Source organism: Confluentibacter sediminis (assembly GCF_003258355.1).
In the GTDB taxonomy this organism is placed as follows: Bacteria; Bacteroidota; Bacteroidia; order Flavobacteriales; family Flavobacteriaceae; genus Confluentibacter; species Confluentibacter sediminis.
Genome location: NZ_QKPO01000003.1, coordinates 251541 through 271394, shown reverse-complemented (window position 1 = coordinate 271394; position 19854 = coordinate 251541). Strand labels below are relative to the sequence as shown.

Genomic DNA, 19854 nt, shown 5'->3' with positions numbered 1-19854 from the left:
TAAGTATTCAAGATAGCAACTAACTCAAACTAATTTTAGTTTTATTCGTTTGAAAGGGAGTAAGGATAATCTTCCTTACCCGTTCCTCGAGAGGTATTTGGGGCAGCACTCATCTCAAGGTTTAACGTACCGCCAGCTACTAAATTTTGATAGGTAATATAATTACGGGTATAATTAGTTTTATTCAATTCCGCGGATTGAATATATACATTTGTTGTAGAATTTCCCTTGGCATTAATAACGAATTTTTTTCCATTTTCAAGGTTAATGGTCGTTTTTTCAAAAACAGGACTTCCTATAACATATTCGTTTGTTCCTGGACATACACTATAAAAACCCATGGCACTAAGTACATACCAGGAAGAGGTTTGACCTTGATCTTCATCACCTGGATATCCATTTTCAGAAGAATTATATAACTTTTCCATGATTTCCCTGATTTTATATTGTGCTTTCCATGGTTGTCCAGAGTAATTGTATAGGTAAGGCATATGCTGTATAGGTTGATTGCCATGTGCATATTGTCCCATATTAGCCATTTCCATTTCAGTCATTTCATGTATTTTTCCTCCATAGGTACCAACATGTACCGTATTGGGGACTGTAAAAACTGAATCTAATTTTTTATTGAAATTTTCTTCACCTCCCATTAAATCAATCAATCCTTTTGGATCTTGAAAAACAGACCATAAGTAATGCCATGCATTTCCTTCGGTAAAAGGGCCTCCCCATTCATAAGGGTCAAAATTTGGAACCCATTTTCCATCTTTTTGTTTTCCCCTCATAAAACCAACTTTAGGGTCAAAAACATTTTTGTAATTATACATTTGTTGTGAAAAGATATTCTGATAAAATTTATTGTTTGTCATTTTTGCTAATGCATAACCACAAAAATCATCATAAGCATATTCCAAAGTTTTAGCCGTTGCTTCTCTAACCTCAGGGTAGGGAACATAGCCTAAAGTAAAATATTCTTTCCAGCCATCACGACCATTGGCAGGACCCCAAGGGCCTTTATTTGTAGCTTCATGAAAATAAGCATCTAAAGCTTTTTGTGGGTCAAATGTTTTTAAATCTTTTGCCCAAGCATCTGCTAGTAATGAAATGGCATGATTACCAATCATACTTCCAGCTTCAGTAGGGAAGGACCATGATGGGAGCCAACCGCATTGCTCATACGCTTCTAATAACGCTGCTACATAGCGACCATGCATGGTGGGTTCCATTAATGCATTTAATGGAAATTGCCCTCTAAATGTGTCCCAAAAACCTGTGTCGGTATACATATATCCTTTATGTATTTTACCATCATAAGGGCTGTAATAATAGGGTTCCCCATTATCGTTCAATTCATAGAACTTCCTAGAAAATAAACTGGCTCTAAAGAAACAAGAATAGAAGGTTTTAAATTGTTCTTTCGTACCACCTTCTACTACTATTTTATTAAGTTGTTTATTCCAAGCCTTTTTGGCTAATTCTTTAGTTTTTTCTAGGTTTTTATGGGTTCCTAATTCTGATGTCAAATTCAACTCAGCCTGTGCTATACTGATATAGGAAGAAGCTATTTTGGCTTGTATCTTTTGCCCTTGTTTAAATTTCAAATAAGCTCCAATACCTTTTCCTTCCCCGTATAGTTTATCATCCCATTTTTCGTTTGAAGTATTATCCCATATGCCCTGTATATTAAAAGGTTTGTCAAACTGAATGATAAAATAGTTCTTGAAATTTCCATCGAAACGTTGCATACCACGACCATTATTGACATAGCCTGTAATACGATGTTTTTTTACATCGATACGCACCTCACTTAAACCCGTATATCCATCTAAAACTAAAAAAGCATCCTTGCCTTTTGGAAATTGAAAGCGTAAATGGGCTCCGCGTTCTGTGGGGGCTATTTCTGTAGTAATGCCATTATCTAATAGTACTTTATAGTAGTATGGTTTTGCTATTTCATTTTCATGACTAAATCTGGTAGCTCTATCATTTTCATTTAAAGTAAGTTTTCCTGTAACAGGCATTAAAGAAAAAACAGCATAATCGTTACTCCATGAACTGCATTGATGTGCTTGTTGAAAGCCTCTTATGGTTTCTTTAAAATATTGATATTTCCAACCATCTCCATTATTTCCGGTTTGTGGGGTCCAGGTATGCATGCCAAAAGGAAGTGCTGTAGTAGGATAAGTATTTCCTCTAGTTAATTCATGTTTAGAATTGGTACCTTGTAGGGTATTGACATAATCTGCTAAGTTTATTGTTTTTTGCTGTGCAGTTATACAAAGCATAACAAAAAAGGAAACAATAACTAATAATTTGATTTTCATATCACTAATATTTTAACTGAAATTTTAATACTATTTAAGGCTCTATGGGGCTCTTTTTTTTAATGAGAAAGAAGGAGGGGCATCAGCTGGTGAACTTCCCCAATCTTTGTTAGTTCTTGATCCCATTATTAACTCTAACGTTCCTCCATTTATAATATCATCGTGAGTAAACCAGGGGCTGTTCCATATTTTTCCGTTTAGTTTTGCCGATTGAATATATTTGTTTTCTTCAGAACAATTTTGTGCAATAATCGTAAATTCTTTACCATTTTCTAAGTGAACTATCGATTTTCCAAAAACTGGGCTTCCAATATTATAAATTGGTAAACCAGGGGTTACAGGATAAAACCCTAATTGAGAGAATACCACAAAAGAAGACATGCCGCCTCCATCTTCATCACCAGGCACACCCATTAAGTCATTTCTAAACCATTCTTTTACTAATTTCCGGATTCGTTTCTGGGTTTGCCATGGCTGTCCAGCATAATTATACAAATAAGGAATATGTAAAGAAGGTTCGTTGGCCATAGTAAATTGCCCCACATTTCCTGTTTGATCTGGGAGTTGCGTATAAAATTCACGTTTGCCTCGACCCATAGGTGTTGAGAATAAATCATTAAGGTTCTGAATGAAATTTTCTCTTCCTCCCATAAGTGTTATTAAGTCTGCAATATTGTGCTGTACATCCCAACGATAGGTCCACCCATTGTTTTCACCATAGGAATCACGTGCACCAATACCTCCGGAAAAACGATAATCAAAAGGTTCTATAAAAAGACCTTCCTTATCTTTTGGATGAAAGAATTGGGTTTTAGGATTAAATAGATTGCGGTAATTAAACGATTTTTTTCTGAAGTAATCCCGATCTTCTTTTTTATCTAACTCATCTGCTATTTCCGATAAGCACCACTCGTCATATGAAGTACCTAATGTAACCGCCACAGGTTGACGTTTTTCAAATGAAGATACTTCAGGGATTGTTTCTTTTTCCCCTTCTTTTAATGCGGGAATATAACCATTATTCTTATAGAATTCATCCAGTTTGCCTGCCGGTTTTCCAGACCATGGGGCCAAAGTTTTTTGCATAATGGCATTTTTTGAAGCCAAAAAGGCTTTGTCTAAATCAAACCTCCTCAACCCTTTTCTATATGCATCTAAAAAAGATGCTACTGCATGGTTGGAATTCATTCTGCGACTATCCCCTGTGATTTCAGGAAAAGTTGGCATCCAATATTTATCCATCTGTTCTGCCATTAACAGAAAAGAATGCAAGATATCTTCTTCCTTACCAGAATCTGTCAAAATACGCAAGGGGTGATGCGCACGGTACGAATCCCAAATCCAATCATCAGTATAAAAATTACGTCCTTCATCATTATGAACTTTTCCGTCAAAAGCACTGAAATATCTACCTTCTTCCGATATGCAAACGGGTCTTTCATAACAGCGATACAAGGATGTGTAAAATACTGTTTTATCATCATTGCTACCTCCTTCTACAGCTATTTTACCAAGGGCTTCATTCCATATTTTTCTACCTTCTTCTTGTAAATCAGCCACAGTCTTTTCTCGAACCTCTCGATTCATATTGCGCTGTGCTTGTTTTTCATCGATAAATGAAATTCCATAATTTACAGAAATCGTTCGTTTACCTTTTTTATATTTTAAAATTAATGAAGCATTATCTCCTTGTGCATCAGTCCCCTTAATCAATCCGTCATTGCCGAATGTTAAAACAGTTTCAGGTTGCTCTTGAGGTTCTAAATAAATATACACTTTGGTATTGTTAGATAGGTTTTGAAACCCTGAAACAGACTTTCCATCCCAGTGCATTTCACCATTATTGGAGTTGACTATAAGATAAGGATTTTTAGCATTTTCAAAATCAATTTCATAGCGAGCTGCCTGATGTGATATTCCATAATTTACTGAGATTTGCTGATCGTCTAAAAAAACAGAGTATGAATAAGGTGTCGATTTCTCTAAATCATAACTGAAATTTATAATAGATTTTATTTCATTTTCTTCACCTTGAAAGGGGCTTAAATTAAAAGCTGAATTTCCACGATGGCTTGTAACCATAAGAGGTAAACCGTGTAGCAAATCTCCTGTAAAATCACTTCGTTCTGGATAAACGCGCAGCATACTGTTAGGTAAATGAATGGTAGGGAAAGTTGGCACTAATAAATGACTGATATTTCCCATGTATGGATTTACAAAATCTACAGGGTTGGATGCTTGTGGCCAGACCACCATACTTATTGTAAATAAAATAATGCTTAAAGCTTCTTTTAATAAATTTTTAGTGTTACCCATTTTGTTTAATGCTATTATTTGTAATAAATGATTTATTCAATCTTCACTGAATACTGAACGGTGCTTTATTTAACACTTAATCTTATTCTCCCCATTTTGTAACTTTTAATATTTTTTCGAAGATCTGGTTGTTTTCATATATCCCTAAAAATTCTTCAGCACCAGGGCCGTAGGCGAAAACGGGAATTAAAGTAGCAGAATGCCCCCCAGTGGAAAATGTGGGACCAATTTCAGCATAATCGCTATACTCGCTGCCATCTTCTCTCTTTTTGTTTTTTGCAGACAATGTAAAACCACCCGTTTCATGGTCAGAAGTTACGATTACTAGAGTATTACCATCTTTTTCTGCAAAATCTAAGGCTTTACCAACTGCATCATCAAAATCAATTAATTCTGAAATTAAGTAAGATGCATTGTTCTCATGGCCTCCCCAATCAATTTGTGAGCCTTCAGTCATCATAAAAAATCCTGAATCATCTCTATTTAGAAACTGAATACCAAGTTCTGTTGCTTTTGAAAGGAAATCCCCTCTACCATCTTCCATTCTGGGCATCTCTTTTTTTGCTAATAAAAACCCTGTTTTTTTTACTGATTGGATCTCTGAAAAATCACTTAAAGAGGTAGTGTTGACAATAAATTCCTTTTCTTTGAAAGTATTTAGTAGGTTTTGTCCGTCTTTACGATTGTTAAAATAATCTAAACCACCCCCTGCAAAAAAATCTACTTCCGACTGGGTTAAGTATAAGGCAATTTTTTCTTCTTCACCTCTACTTAATGTATGAGCATAGAAACTAGCTGGGGTTGCATGTGTTATAGCTGAAGTCGCTATTATTCCTGTTTTAATATTTTTTGATGAAGCAATTTCTACTATATTTTCAATATCTGTTTTATCTACAGCAACACCAATTGCACCATTATATGTTTTAACACCACAAGCAAAGGCTGTTGCTCCTGCAGCTGAATCAGTTACATCTTGTTCTGCAGAAGACGTTTTTATAAGTCCTATATTCCTAAAACGCGTATAGTTTGGTGTAGATTCCTTATAGTAAAAAGCAGAAGATATTTGTGATAAACCCGTACCATCACTTATTAATAGTATAACATTTTTGGGTGTTTCATGACTAGTAATCTGTTTGTTAACAATAGTTGTAGTTTTACATGAAAATAGACTAAATACAACAAAAGGAATGACAATTTTTTTAAGACTCATAATTTTTAATTTGATGGTTCAATTTCTGTAACAAATGTGTTTTTTGTACCCCAATTCTTATCAGGAAATTCGGAGGTTTCAATAATTAGTTTACCCCCTTTAATAATGTCTTCATGTCTCAACCAATTCTGATTAAATTCTTTACCGTTTAGAGTAGTAGATTTAATATAAAAATGGTCTTTATGGTAATTTTTGACTTCAATTTCAAATTTTTTACCATTAGGAAAATCAATACTTACTTTTTCAAATATTGGAGCGGTTATATAGTATACAGGAGTTCCAATATTTACTGGAGACAAACCAATACTCCTCATTACAAACCATGATGACATGGTTCCTGCATCATCATCCATGGTTCTAAGATAGGCTTTTGGTTGGTTTTTGTATATCCGTCCTATGTAGGGATCGATACCTTTACTATTGTCGTTAAAATAATTTTGAACCATGGTATCCAATAAAATATTTCGGAAAAGTTTTTGCGATTTCCATGGCTGTTGAGTGGCATTGTAGAGACCTGAAACTTGTAAATCTGGTTGGTTGGCATGATTGTAATTTCCTTCTTCAAAAAATTGGTCCAACTCTTTTATAAATTGATTTTCACCGCCAATTAAATTTTTAAGACCTGCAATATCGTAAGGCACAAACCAGCGGTATTGCCATATGGTTCCTTGATATAAGCCTCTCGCTTGCATGCGATCGACATCATCTCTCGTTAGGTCTGCAAAATCTTTTTTCCAATATTTTTTATAATCCAAAGATTTATTATGGTATGTTTTTGCTAGGTCACCATCTTTTAAACTTTCCACTATTTTTGATGCAGCCCAATAGTCGTAAGAAGATTCTAAGGCCTTGTCAGGAGCTCCAAAATTTAATCGGTTTACTTCTGCAATGATAGAATCTTTAATAGAAGCAAAATCTAATGGATACCCTTTTTCATAAGCATCCAATAAAACGACAAGCGCATGTTCTGTTCTAACTGTAGGAGAAGGTTCGTGCCTTGTGGCCCAATCTTTCTTGCCATATTTATAGAGGTTGGCAATAGATTTTGAAATGTCTGTATATTTATTTGGGTATAATAAAGACAGCATAGGTAATTGTTCTCTATAGTTATCCCAAATCGCCCAACCATTATAAACTTCAAAATCAGCCTTCTGAATAGATCCATCAATGGCTGCATAGGTACCATCTGCCTCACTTATTTTATAAGGTGATTGCAAACCTCGGTATAAGAGGGAATAGAACAAATTTTCACGCTCGGTTTCTCCATTAACTTTTATATGTGAGAGAAGTGAATTCCATTCGCTTTTTGCAGCTTCTTTTACGGAATTTAAATCGCTTTCAATCAATTTATTTTTAGCATAGGCAACGCTTACTGAAGAAAGGCCAACCTTTACCGTTGCATTTTCAGTGTTTTGAAGTAATGAGACATAATAATGATGCTCATTTAATTTTTCAAATCCATTCAAGTTAGAAAATTCCAAAGCATAATAAATTCTATAAACGCCTCCATGACAGGTGGTGTAAGTATCTATCCAACCTGAAATTTGGTTTTTGTCAATAGCATGTCCTTCCGCAATAAATCGGTTAGAAAGCGCAAAAGAAAGATCAACAAATAGGCCTTTCTCATTGGTGTCTTTAGGAAAACTATAGTTTTCTATTCCAAAATTATGATTCACACTCATAGCCGCATGAATTCCATTTTCAAAGGAAACTTCATAAAAACCAGGACTTGCATTTTGTTTTGATTTTAGCAATAGGGTGTGTATGTCTTTATCAATGATGGGTTTGATAAGAATATTACCGCCACTTCCCGTACATCCAACACCTTCTAAATGGGTATGTGTAAACCCTTCGTATTGTTTGGCATAATACTCATAGCCCGTATGAATATGGCTGTATGTTTGCGATCCTATGCTTAACATATTAAACGGAGAAGAGGCTGAGGGAGACATTTGACCATGGTCGCCAGAAGTACCCAAAAAAACATTGACTTTCTCTATTAAATTTGTTTCATTTTTGATAGATATGCTCTCACTGTTTTTGGTGCCTTTGCAACTCCAAAAAAATAGCATGCTTAAAAGAAAAATTTGTTTTATCACTTTATAGGTTCAATTGTAAATTCATAATCAATATTACTATTATAAGGAACACAATATTTTTCTAGAGTAATAGGCCCACAACTAGCATTCCCTACACCTTCTTGAAAAGCATCTAAACTCAAAAGTACTTGTGGTTTTTTTATCGAGGGCAAGGAAAAATTATGCCTGGTTTTCCATAAATCTTCATCAGAATAGTGTAAGGCCGTAAAAGACAACTGATCATTTGAAACAATTTTTAACCCTATTCCTTTCCCATCTGATATAGAAAGCCAACGAATATCTTCCCGATTGCCCATACTTTGAGCTTTTAAATAATTCTCGCTAGCCATATCGTTTACAGAACCTTCGTAGATACCAAAGAAAGCAGCAGTATTACGATCTCTATAATTTTCAAAAGGCCCTCTTCCGTACCAAGAAACTTGTTCTAAATCTGGGTTTAATTGAACTTGAAGCCCCATTCTATGAATGATTTCCCCTTTTTTGGGACTTTCAAAATGTGATTTTACAGTCAACATACCGTTTGCGTTGACCGTATACTGAATGGTATATGGAATTTGGGTTTTCTTTTTGTTGTCTATAGTTGCTATTATGGCTACTGTAATAGTTGCATTTTGCTTGTCTTTGCTAAGCTCTGATTTGAATTTTTTTACCTCGTAACTTGTTTGGTAATAATTTTGATCAGCATATGTGTCATTATTTATGCTACGATACCAATTTAATTGGAAACCTTGATTTTGATAGATGAACTCTTTCTGATTATAAACAAGGGAATTTAAAATACCTTTTTGGGTGTCAAAACTGATTTTAAAATCATGTCCTGCTACTTCTAAATCGTTATCATTTTTGACGATGTTTAAAGGTTTTTTAAGCTCAGCGGTTGGGTTAGTTACAAAAGTTGGTCTATCATTAATAGGTAATTGTTCTTTTGCTATAATATACCCTTTTTTTGCCCAATTGATATCTGTTTTTAAAGCAAAATAAATATTTATAAAATATTCCTTTTTATTTTTTATTTCTATAGAATAAGGAATATTAATTATGGTTTTTTTGTTAGGCTCTAGGGATAATGGAGCTAAGTCACCCTTTTCTACAACGAAACCATTCTCTAATAATTCCCAAGAAATAGTAAATTGATCTAGATTTGTAAAGTCATATTTATTTTCAATTTCAATGTCACCTTTTTCTATAGCCACTGCTTTTATTTTAATGTATTGATATACTTTTTTTACTTCTAACAATTTAGCAGTCTCTCTCCTATCTGGAGTGGTCAATCCATTATCACAAAAATCATTATCATTTGGAGTGTCTCCAAAATCGCCACCAACATAATATTCAGTTTTTGGTCTTCCTTGTTTATTTATTGCTTGATCTACCCAATCCCAAATACAACCACCAATCATACGTTCTGACTCATTCTCTATATAGTTCCAATATTCAGCTAAATTTCCCATGGCATTCCCCATGGCATGAGCATATTCACATAAAAAATAGGGTTTTTGAGCACCATTTTTGTCAAACTCTTCCATTCTTGATAAAGATGGGTACATATGGGAATCTATATCCATTGATTCACTTTTTCCTTCATAATGAATGATGCGAGTAGGATCTAATTTTCGAGCAAGGTTTGCAATTTCATGAAAGTTCTGACCACTACCGCCTTCATTACCCATGGACCAAAAAATAATGGAAGCATGATTTTTATCCCGCTGAATCATGCGTTCAACACGATCAGCATAGGCAGGTAACCACGTAGTATTATTGCTAATTGAATAATTACCGTGATTTTCAATATCAGCTTCATCCATAATGTATAAACCATAATAATCAAAAAGAGCATACGTTTTGGGTTGATTAGGGTAATGACTGGTTCGTACGGTATTGATATTGTGATTTTTCATCATTACAATATCTTGTTCTATGGTTTTAACCGGAACACTTCTGCCAAATTCGGGATGTGTTTCATGTCGGTTTACCCCTTTAAAAAACACTTGTTCGTTATTGATATAAACAAGGTTGTTTTTTATTTCGATTTTACGAAAACCAAATTTTGTGGAGATAACTTCAGTAACTTCATTTTTTTCGTTCTTTAAGGTTAAAATCGCAGTATACAGGTAAGGGCGTTCTGCCGACCATAATTCAGGATGTTGAACAGTAACCGCTATATTTCCTTGAAATTCTCCTCCTTTTTTCAAGTTTGTAACTCGTGTTTCTTTTGTAAAAACTTCAGTACCATCTTCTTTTAATAATTGAACCTGCAAAATACCATTAGGACTTTCTTTCTTTCCGTTATTTTTAAGCCAAAATGTGGTGGCTAATGTAGCCTTACTTAGATCATCCTTTGAGAATTCAGATTGCAATTTAAAATCTCGAATATGCATTTTTGGAGTAGCGAAGAGATAAACATCTTTATGAATACCACTCATTCTAAACATATCTTGATCTTCTAAATAACTACCATCAGTCCATCTAAAAACTTGTACCGAGATTGTATTATTTCCTTTTTTTATGAATTTGGTAATGTTAAATTCAGAAACATTATTTGCTCCTTGGCTATAGCCTACTTTCTCACCGTTTATCCAAATATAAAAGCCACTGTAAACCCCGTCAAAATGAACAAAAATTTCTTTTTCTTTCCAATTGTCAGGAATGGTAAATGTACGTTTGTAAGAACCAACGGGATTTGTTTCTACCTCGTTCGTGTACCCTTTCTGTGGTTCAATAAAAGGAGGGTTATTTTTAAAAGGATACGTAAAATTGGTATAAATAGGAGTGCCATAGCCTTGCATCTCCCAGCAGCTAGGCACAGCTATTTCTTTCCAATTGCTATCATTATAGCTGGATTTATAAAAATCCAATGGTCGCTCCGAAACTTGTTTTACCCAATTGAATTTCCATTTACCATTAAGAGTTTGATATAATGTAGACGAGTTTTCTAACCAAGGTTTATTAAAATTTTGATCAGCTTTTAGTGATGTTAGAGAAGGGTAAGGAACATAAGAAGCATGGCCAGGCTCTTTATTTACGCCGAAAATGGCTTCATTCTCCCAGTCGTTTTTGCTTATTTTTGCTGTTTCTTTGGGCATTTTTAACTTGGATGCTTTTAATTGCCAAATTTGTCCATTATTTGGAATTTGCCATATTTCTTCAGTGGATGTTGAACTTTCTTTTGAAGCTAATAACATACCGCTATTTTTTTGTATGATTTGATAGCCACCTGAAGGCTGTTTTTTTAGTGCCCATTGTTGGTTGGTGTTACTTTTGTTTGCATCCCACTGAATGACAGCGTTTCCGCTACCACTAGTAATGTTGAAATTATCAATTCCTTTATTGTAAAATGGATTAGAAATGCTATAAAAGTCATTATCTAATTTGGTTATTTTCCATGCTTGTGCCTTACTTTTTTGATTTAGATTTTCCAAAAATAAGTGGGATTCGTTTTGCTCAGAATTTTGATTACTAATTGCTTGCCCAGAAGAACTTACAATTACATATAATTTATTGCTTTTTATTTCTTGTGAAAAGCTACGATTAGTCATTAAAAACATTGCTGCAAAGCAGACTGTAAGTAGTGAAATTTTATGCTTCATTATTTGTTAATTTTAAATCTTTATAACGTTACTTTTATTTATTGCATTTTTATTTTAGGGTTCACTTAATCAATTCATTTGAACCCTTACCACTTCTTTTTTGATGGCTTCATTTTGAAGCGTAGGCACTTTTGTAACCAAACAGGTATCTAACCCTTGACCTCTCGCTGCATCTTTTATACGGGGCGACAGTACATTCTCTTTTGTTTTTACTTCATTAACGATAATTTATTCAATGGAATGTATTTTAAATTACAGTGATATCCTTCCCCTTTGTATATTTTGGTGTCATTTAAATCATTTTTTAATTTTGTTTGTTGACTCTTTATAGAATACAATATAATTCTTTAGCTTTTTATAATGGGGTTTTTACTATAATTGTACCATAATTGATCTAAACTAAATCCAGTATATTCATTCCATAATTTGTTGGAATAAGAGTTTGATCTTAATTTTTTATCAAGTTTGTACACTAATTTTTGATCATAATTTTGGCTTACCCACAGTAAAAACCTTGCAGAAATTCTATAGCTATTGGTGTAGTGTTGATTCTCAGAAAATTCAGTTAAGTACCAATCTGCTTTTACATTATCAACACCATATTTGTATCGAACAAAGTCAGCAATTCCTTCGGTTAACCAACTTGGACCTGCACCATAAGGGTAAGACTGTATAAGGTGCATGATTTCATGTGTTATTAAATCTAGGTCATTTGGTCTTTTATGGAGATATTGAGAACTCACCGTGATTTTTCCGCTATTTGCATAAGCAACACCATCGTAAGTAGTGTCAATTTTAATGGTAATATCCATTCTTGCATTTTTATTAAAGTCTTTTACTAATTTTGGATATACATTATAAATGGTACTTTTTAAACCTTTAATTATATCAGGGTCGAGTTTTAAATCCTGATTAATAAAAGTGATTTTTAGAGAATCAATGGTAGGTTTTAAATTATTTATAGCTAAGCTGTTAAAATTAAAACAGACAAAAAAAACACCTGTTAAAATAGAGAGCATCCTTATTTTGGATTGATAATTGGAATTAATTTTATTCATAATATTCGTTTTGGTAAAAATAGTAAAACGTTTTAGTAAATAAAATTTTTTGTTATAATTTATATTAATGTTATTGAGATAATCTGGAGGGTAAATTGATTATTCAATGTTTTTTTGTTAATTAAATTAACTTATTAATCATGTTTTGTGATTTGTTTGGCTACTCTTCCGAAGATATTTTATTGAATCGAGATCGTTAGAATTTCTAGTTTGAGTATTGAAACTGAAGCTATTCAAAAAACAAATAAAAGGCGTACCAATTTAATAAATGTAGTCTTAATTTTCTTTGTAGATGAGGTTTAATGATGAATCATATTATTTTTATATTCCATATAAGTATATGTTCATAAATGTGTTATTAGAGTAGCTTGGTGCGGGAAATAAGGAAAATCATATTATTCTACTCTCTTGAAAAGATTGTCTTTTATAAAAAGCTTGAGGGTTTTGAGTTAATAAGTGATGGGTTTATTAATAGGTACTATTTTATTCAACATTTTCTAGTTTGTTTCTTGTGAAAGTTTTATTCAACTAGAACTTAATCTATTCTTTAATAAATACATGTTTAAATAATTGGTATTTAGTGTTTTGTATCCTCAAAACTAGTGTTCTTACTTAAATTCAGAATAGTGCAGGATAGTGCAGGATAGTATAAGGAAAAAGGATTTTTAATTTTGAATAAATCGTTTTAGTTTCTGACTATGACATTTGTTTAACTATTTACTAACTAAATATTTTCGTTAACTTAAATTTTGATTTTTGTTTTAAGTACTAAGTAGAGCATAAAATGAAAATTTATTAAAAATCAACTTTATGAATGTAAAAATTATCTTATTGTTTAGGTGCATCAAAAATCTAGAAAAATTGACCAGTTTCTTTTTATTTTTTATGTTTTTTAGTGTTTTCTATTCTTCTGCATTTGAAGCCAATGGAAAAATATTAAATAAAAAATTACTTGCCAGTCCAGTAACAGAAGTTTCATTTAAAAAGAATCATGAAATTACTAAAGTGTTAAATGCTTTTTTGTTTCAATCCCAAAAAATTGAGATTGAAGGAGTAGTTTATGATGAATTTGGAACACCATTAGCAGGGGCCACTGTTATAGTTTTAGGGACAAAGGGAGGTTCTGTAACTGATTTTGATGGGAAGTTCACTGTCAAGGTAACGGCAGGTGATAAAATACAGGTGTCTTATATTGGATTAAAAACTATGATTATTCCATATACTAATCAAAAAGAATTTGTGATTCATATGCAATCCGATGTTGGCGAACTTGAAGGGGTTACAGTAGTAGCTTTTGCGAAACAAAAGAAAAACAGTGTTATAGGTGCTATAACTACAATTACACCATCCAGTCTAAAAATTCCATCAAGTAATTTTACAAACTCATTTGCTGGGCGAATTCCAGGTATGGTATCTTACCAAAGAAGTGGGGAGCCAGGGCAAAATACTTCAGAATTTTACATTCGTGGAATAACAACTTTCGGTTATAAAAAAGACCCACTTATATTGATTGATAATAATGAGGTGACTACTCAAGAATTGTCTCGTTTGCACCCTGATGATGTTGCGAGTTTTTCAATTATGAAAGATGCAACAGCAACAGCACTTTATGGATCTAGAGGAGCTAATGGAGTTATTCTTGTTACTACAAAATCTGGTGCTATTGGAAAGGCAAAAATAAATATTAGGGTAGAAAATGTTAGTTCGAGTCCTACAAAAATGGTTGAACTCGCAGACCCTATAACTTATATGCAATTACATAACGAAGCGGTTAGAACACGAGATCCTTTAGGTATTACGCCGTACTCTCCACAAAAAATCGCAAATACGATAGCAGGTGGAAACCCTTATGTTTACCCATCTAATGATTGGTATAAAATGCTATTTAAAGACCGAGCAGAAAGTAGGCAAGTAAATTTAAATGTAAGTGGAGGAGGCGAAGTAGCTCAATATTATGTAGCGGGTAGTTATTCGAATGATAATGGGATGTTAAAAGTGAATGGAAAGAATAATTTTAATAGTAACATCAAATTAGATAGGTATATGTTACGATCAAATGTAGATATTAATGTTACTAAAACCACGAAAGCTGTAATTCGTTTAAGCGGTGCTTTTGATGATTATTCTGGTCCAATTGATGGAGGTTCAGATTTGTTTCGTAAAGTAATGAGAACAAACCCCGTTATGTTTCCTGCATTCTTTGAGCCTGATTTAGCCAATCAACAAACACAACATGTCCTTTTTGGCAATGCAGGTTCTACAGGATCAGTAAATTTTTTAAATCCTTATGCAGATATGGTTAAAGGTTATAGAGAGTCTATAACTTCTCAAATGTCTGCGCAGTTTGAATTAAAACAAGACTTGAGCTTTATTATAGAAGGACTTTCTTTACGAGGTATGTTTAATACAAACCGATACTCAAGTTATAGTGTAAGTCGTTTTTACAATCCTTTTTATTACAAGGTCAATTTATATGATAGAAATAGCGATGTGTACACTTTAGGGGCTCTTAATAAGGATAGTGGAACGGAATATTTGGGGTATAACGAAGGGGGAAAAGATATAAATTCCACTACATATTTTGAAGGAGCAATAAACTGGAGTAAAACATTTAATGAAGATCATAGTGTTGGAGGATTATTGGTGGCTACAGCAAGAGAGAGAGTTTTTGCCAATGCAGGAGATCTTCAACGATCATTACCCTACCGAAATTTAGGTTATGCTGGTCGTTTCACATATGCTTATGATTCGCGATATTTTTTTGAATTTAACTTCGGATATAATGGATCTGAACGTTTTTCTAAAAAAGAACGTTTTGGGTTTTTTCCATCAGTTGGTTATGGTTGGCTTGTATCCAACGAAAAGTTTTGGCAAGGAAAAATTAAAAATACCATTAGTAAGTTAAAACTCAGATATACTTATGGTCTTGTAGGTAATGATGCTATTGGAAACGAAGCTGATAGATTTTTCTATTTGTCTAATGTAAATCTAAATAATAATGACAATGGATCTTCTTTTGGTACTTTTGGAAATACTTATCGGCCTGGAGTATCTGTTGATCGTTATCCAAACGATAAAATTACATGGGAAACATCAGAAAAATATAATTTAGGACTTGAAATAGGTTTATGGAATGAACTGGATATTGATGTAGATTTATTTTCTGAATATCGAACAAACATTCTTATGGATAGAGCTGCAATACCCACGACAATGGGGCTTCAAGCAGCAGTTAGATCCAATGTAGGTGAGGCTTCTAGTAAAGGGATTGAAGTTTCTTTTAATTATAATCATTCTTTTAATAATGGTTTATGGATTACAGGAATGGGAAACTTTACTTACGCTACCAGTAAATTTGAAGTGTATGAAGAACCAGACTATCCTAATGAACCATGGAAATCACATATAGGTAATTCGTTAGCTGGAAATTATGGCTATGTCGCTGAGCGTTTATTTGTTGATGAAGAAGAAGTCAGAAACTCACCAGTTCAATTTGGAGATTATATGGCTGGGGACATTAAGTATAAAGATATTAACAAAGATGGAAAGATTACTGAATTAGATATGGTTCCTATGGGCTACCCACACAGTCCTGAAATTGTTTTTGGTTTTGGATTTTCTGGAGGTTGGAAAGGGTTTGATATTTCAAGCTTTTTTCAAGGGTTAGCACGCACGTCTGTTTTTATTGATGCTTATGCAACCTCTCCTTTTATCGATCAACAGAACGCATTATTAAAAGTATATGCTGAGAATCATTGGTCGGAGGATAATCGTAATATTTATGCACTATGGCCACGTCTTTCCGAAACTCGTATTGAAAATAATCTAAAACCGTCTAACTGGTTTATGAGAGATGCTTCTTTTATAAGATTAAAATCAGTGGAAATTGGATACACTTTACCAGATAGAATATCTGCTATAGTAGGATTGACACAATGCCGTTTCTATGCAGTAGGCAATAATCTTGTTACGTTTAGTAAATTTAAATTATGGGATCCTGAAATGGGCGGAAATGGATTAGCTTACCCTATTCAAAAAGTCTTTTCATTAGGTGCACAACTCTCATTTTAAAAAAAAAGAACATGAAAAAAATAAATAAAATAATATTAGTACAACTAATTACATTAGTAAGCGTATGGTCTTGTAGTGATTATTTAGATGTCATACCTGATAATATTGCAACAATTGAATATGCTTTTAGAAGTAGGAATGAAGCCGAAAAGTATTTGTTTTCCTGTTACAGTTACCGTCCCGAAGTAGGTTCTGTAGATCGAGATCCAGCCATGGCTTCTGATGAAACTTTTAAAAGATATGGGATTAATGGAGCTGGTTATGTGTGGCAAAATACTCTAATTCAAAGAGGTTTCCAACAAGTAAGTAATCCAATATTAAACACATGGGATGGTTATGAAGGATCTGAATCGGCATGGAAAGGTATTAGAGAGTGTAATATTTTTTTAGAAAATATAGATTTAGTACCAGACCTTCCAGATTACGAAAAAAGAAGATGGAGAGGAGAAGTGAAGTTTTTAAAAGCGTATTATCATTTCTATCTTTTAAAAAGTTATGGACCTATACCAATTGTAGATAAAAACCTTCCAATTGATTCTGGTACTGATGAAGTACAGGTATATCGTGAGCCAGTTGATAAAGTCTTTGAATATATTGCCAATCTTCTGGCAGAAGCAGTTAATGATTTGCCTGATGCAAATGAAGTGGTTGAAGGTACTGAGGCAGGTAGAATTGATAAACTTATAGCATTGAGCGTAAGAGCTAATGTATTGGTTTTTGCTGCTAGTCCACTTTTTAATGGTAATCAGGATTATGCAAGCATGATTGACAACAGAGGTGTACAATTGTTTCCACAAACTTATGACGAAAACAAATGGGTGTTAGCAGCAGCAGCCTGTAAAGAAGCTATTGATGAATGTCATGCTCAAGGTAAATCACTTTACAATCTTGTTGACCCATTGGTGATAACAGCAGATCCAATATTCCAACTGCAAACTACGTACCGACAAGCAATAACAGCCAGGTGGAACCAAGAATTGATTTGGGGAAATACCAGATATGATAATAGTTTTCTTGCAAGAAGTACAACAGCAAGATTAGTGCGTATGATAAACTTAAATGATGTAAATAGTCAGTATGCTCCAACCTTAAAGATTGTTGAGAAATATTACTCTTCAAATGGAGTACCGATTGACGAAGATATTAATTGGATAAATAATTCATGGTACAGCAATAGGTATAAAATAAGGGATGAGCCTGCTAAAAAGGAAGAAGAAAAACTTGTTGAGTTAAATAAATACACAGTAAATTTACATTTTAACCGTGAGCCAAGATTTTATGCTAGTATAGGCTTTGATAAAGGAGTCTATTTTGGAAGTGGATATTATCAATTTTCAGATACTCAGAGAGATGTGAAGTATACTGATTTTATAAAAGGTGGTGTTTCTGGATTCCAAGCGGGTAGTGGTTATTCTATTTCTGGATATTCAGTAAAAAAATTGCATAGTTTTAAAAATGCACAAACAATTAACAGTGTTTCTACAGAATATTTCCCTTTCCCTATTTTGCGTTTAGCAGACCTTTATTTATTGTACGCTGAAGCATTAAACGAGGCCAATGGCCCAGTTGATGAGGCTTTTACCTATTTAAATCTTATTAGAAATAGAGCTGGTTTAGAGGGGGTTAAAGAATCATGGCTTAATTTTTCCACTAATCCTGATAAGCCAAATACAAAAAATGGTTTGCGTGAGATAATACATCAGGAACGTGCTATAGAACTAGCTTTTGAAGGAAAGCGTTTTTGGGATATTCGACGTTGGAAAGAAATTAGTGTTATGAACGACCAGCCAAAAGGATGGAATGTTCTAGGAGAAGTCAAAGAAGATTTTTATAAGGTAGTAAATTTACCTCAAACACCTGTGTTTTTTTCTACCAAGGACTATTTTTGGCCAATTAAAGAATCAAACTTATATGTAAACCCTAATTTAATACAGAATTATGGATGGTAGTTATGCTTTGATGAAGTATCTATATAAACAAAATAAACTAAAATAAAATGAAACGTAAACTAATATTTTTATTAACAATTTTAGGCTTTGTCATATACTCTTGTGATGAGGAGACTATAGGACAACAGCCGTTGGATAATGTGCCACCTGGGGAAGTATCAAATGTTGAAATCATAAACACACCAGGCGGAGCTTTGATAACATACTCTGTTCCTAAAGATGAAGACCTTCTATATGTTAAGGCTGTCTATTCTCGTAAAGAAGGGCAAATAAGTGAATCTAAAGCGTCTCAATATGCGGATACTTTGGTTATTGAAGGATTTGGTAATACCATAGAGCGTCAAGTACAATTAATTGCGGTTGATAGGAGTCGAAACGAATCCAAACCAATTAATGTAACTGTCACACCTCTTGAACCTCCAGTTAATACGATAGCTAATACTTTGAATTTAAAAGAGGATTTTGGAGGAATCACTTCTACTTGGGATAATGAGAATAAAGCTAAAATATCAATTGTGCTTCAAGAAAGGGATTCATTACTTAATGAATTTGTTCCTCTGGAAACATATTATTCTAGTGCAAAAGAAGGTAAATTTTCTGTTTTTGGTTTGGATACTTTACCTAAACACATTCAAGCCTTTGTTCAAGATAGATGGGAAAATCGTTCACCTGTAAAAGAATATACAATAACTCCAATTTATGAAACTGAGTTTGATAAAGGAAAATTTGCTTTTATTGATCTGCCTGGTGATGGCCCTCATCATAGTGCTTGGGTTCCAAGTAATATATGGAATGGTACAAATGAGCCTAATGGATATAGTTCTAATCCGGCTCCAGGGATGTGGCCTCAATCTATTACCATTGATCTAGGAGTAATTGGTAGGTTAAGTAGAATTAAACTTTACCAGCGTAAAGAATATATTTATGCTGAGGGAAATCTTAAAAAATTTGAGGTTTGGGGTGCAGAAACTCTTGATTTATCTGGAAGTTGGGATAGTTGGACACTACTAGGAGATTTTGAATCTATAAAACCTTCTGGATTGCCTTTTGGTCAATACTCGGATGAAGATAGCGCAGTAGCATACAATGGCGAAGATTTTTCTTTTATTCCAACAAATCCTAAAATACGATACATAAGAATACGAGTAAAAGAAACTTGGGCAGGTGGAGATAATTTCCAAATAATGGAATTGGATATTTTTGGTGATAATCGTTAATTTTTAAAAATCTTAAAAAAAAT

9 protein-coding genes are annotated in these 19854 nt (G+C 33.4%); 3 read left to right on the top strand and 6 right to left on the bottom strand.

What is annotated here, in order from left to right; all coding sequences use genetic code 11:
* Nucleotides 1-41: 41 nt before the first annotated feature.
* The 6 genes from DKT72_RS03150 to DKT72_RS03125 form a co-directional block, all read right to left on the bottom strand.
* The gene (locus DKT72_RS03150) at nucleotides 42-2324 is read right to left on the bottom strand and encodes a GH92 family glycosyl hydrolase (RefSeq protein ID WP_111307265.1); all 2283 of its coding nucleotides are present in this window, start codon (nucleotides 2322-2324) and stop codon (nucleotides 42-44) included.
* Between the two features lie 42 nt (nucleotides 2325-2366).
* Complete coding sequence (locus tag DKT72_RS03145; protein ID WP_111307264.1) at nucleotides 2367-4640, bottom strand: GH92 family glycosyl hydrolase; 2274 nt, start codon at nucleotides 4638-4640, stop codon at nucleotides 2367-2369.
* An 82-nt stretch (nucleotides 4641-4722) separates the two neighbouring features.
* Complete coding sequence (locus tag DKT72_RS03140) at nucleotides 4723-5850, bottom strand: alkaline phosphatase (RefSeq protein WP_111307263.1); 1128 nt, start codon at nucleotides 5848-5850, stop codon at nucleotides 4723-4725.
* Nucleotides 5851-5855: 5 nt separating this feature from the next.
* Complete coding sequence (locus tag DKT72_RS03135) at nucleotides 5856-7922, bottom strand: glycoside hydrolase domain-containing protein (RefSeq protein ID WP_111307339.1); 2067 nt, start codon at nucleotides 7920-7922, stop codon at nucleotides 5856-5858.
* 23 nt (nucleotides 7923-7945) lie between these two features.
* Nucleotides 7946-11536, bottom strand: coding sequence for a glycoside hydrolase family 2 TIM barrel-domain containing protein (locus DKT72_RS03130; protein WP_235841591.1), 3591 nt, complete (start codon nucleotides 11534-11536; stop codon nucleotides 7946-7948).
* Between the two features lie 347 nt (nucleotides 11537-11883).
* Nucleotides 11884-12594, bottom strand: coding sequence for a basic secretory protein-like protein (locus tag DKT72_RS03125; protein ID WP_235841590.1), 711 nt, complete (start codon nucleotides 12592-12594; stop codon nucleotides 11884-11886).
* A gap of 810 nt (nucleotides 12595-13404) precedes the next feature.
* Here DKT72_RS03125 and DKT72_RS03120 point away from each other — a divergent pair.
* Genes DKT72_RS03120 through DKT72_RS03110 form a run of 3 tightly spaced genes read left to right on the top strand, consistent with a single transcriptional unit; the run spans nucleotide 13405 to nucleotide 19831 of the window.
* Nucleotides 13405-16665, top strand: coding sequence for a SusC/RagA family TonB-linked outer membrane protein (locus DKT72_RS03120; RefSeq protein WP_235841589.1), 3261 nt, complete (start codon nucleotides 13405-13407; stop codon nucleotides 16663-16665).
* Nucleotides 16666-16676: 11 nt separating this feature from the next.
* Nucleotides 16677-18614: a RagB/SusD family nutrient uptake outer membrane protein gene (locus DKT72_RS03115; RefSeq protein ID WP_111307261.1), complete on the top strand. Its 1938-nt coding sequence runs from the start codon at nucleotides 16677-16679 to the stop codon at nucleotides 18612-18614.
* Between the two features lie 47 nt (nucleotides 18615-18661).
* On the top strand, nucleotides 18662-19831 hold the full coding sequence (locus DKT72_RS03110) for a DUF5000 domain-containing lipoprotein (RefSeq protein ID WP_111307260.1): 1170 nt from the start codon (nucleotides 18662-18664) through the stop codon (nucleotides 19829-19831).
* The last annotated feature ends 23 nt before the right edge of the window (nucleotides 19832-19854 follow it).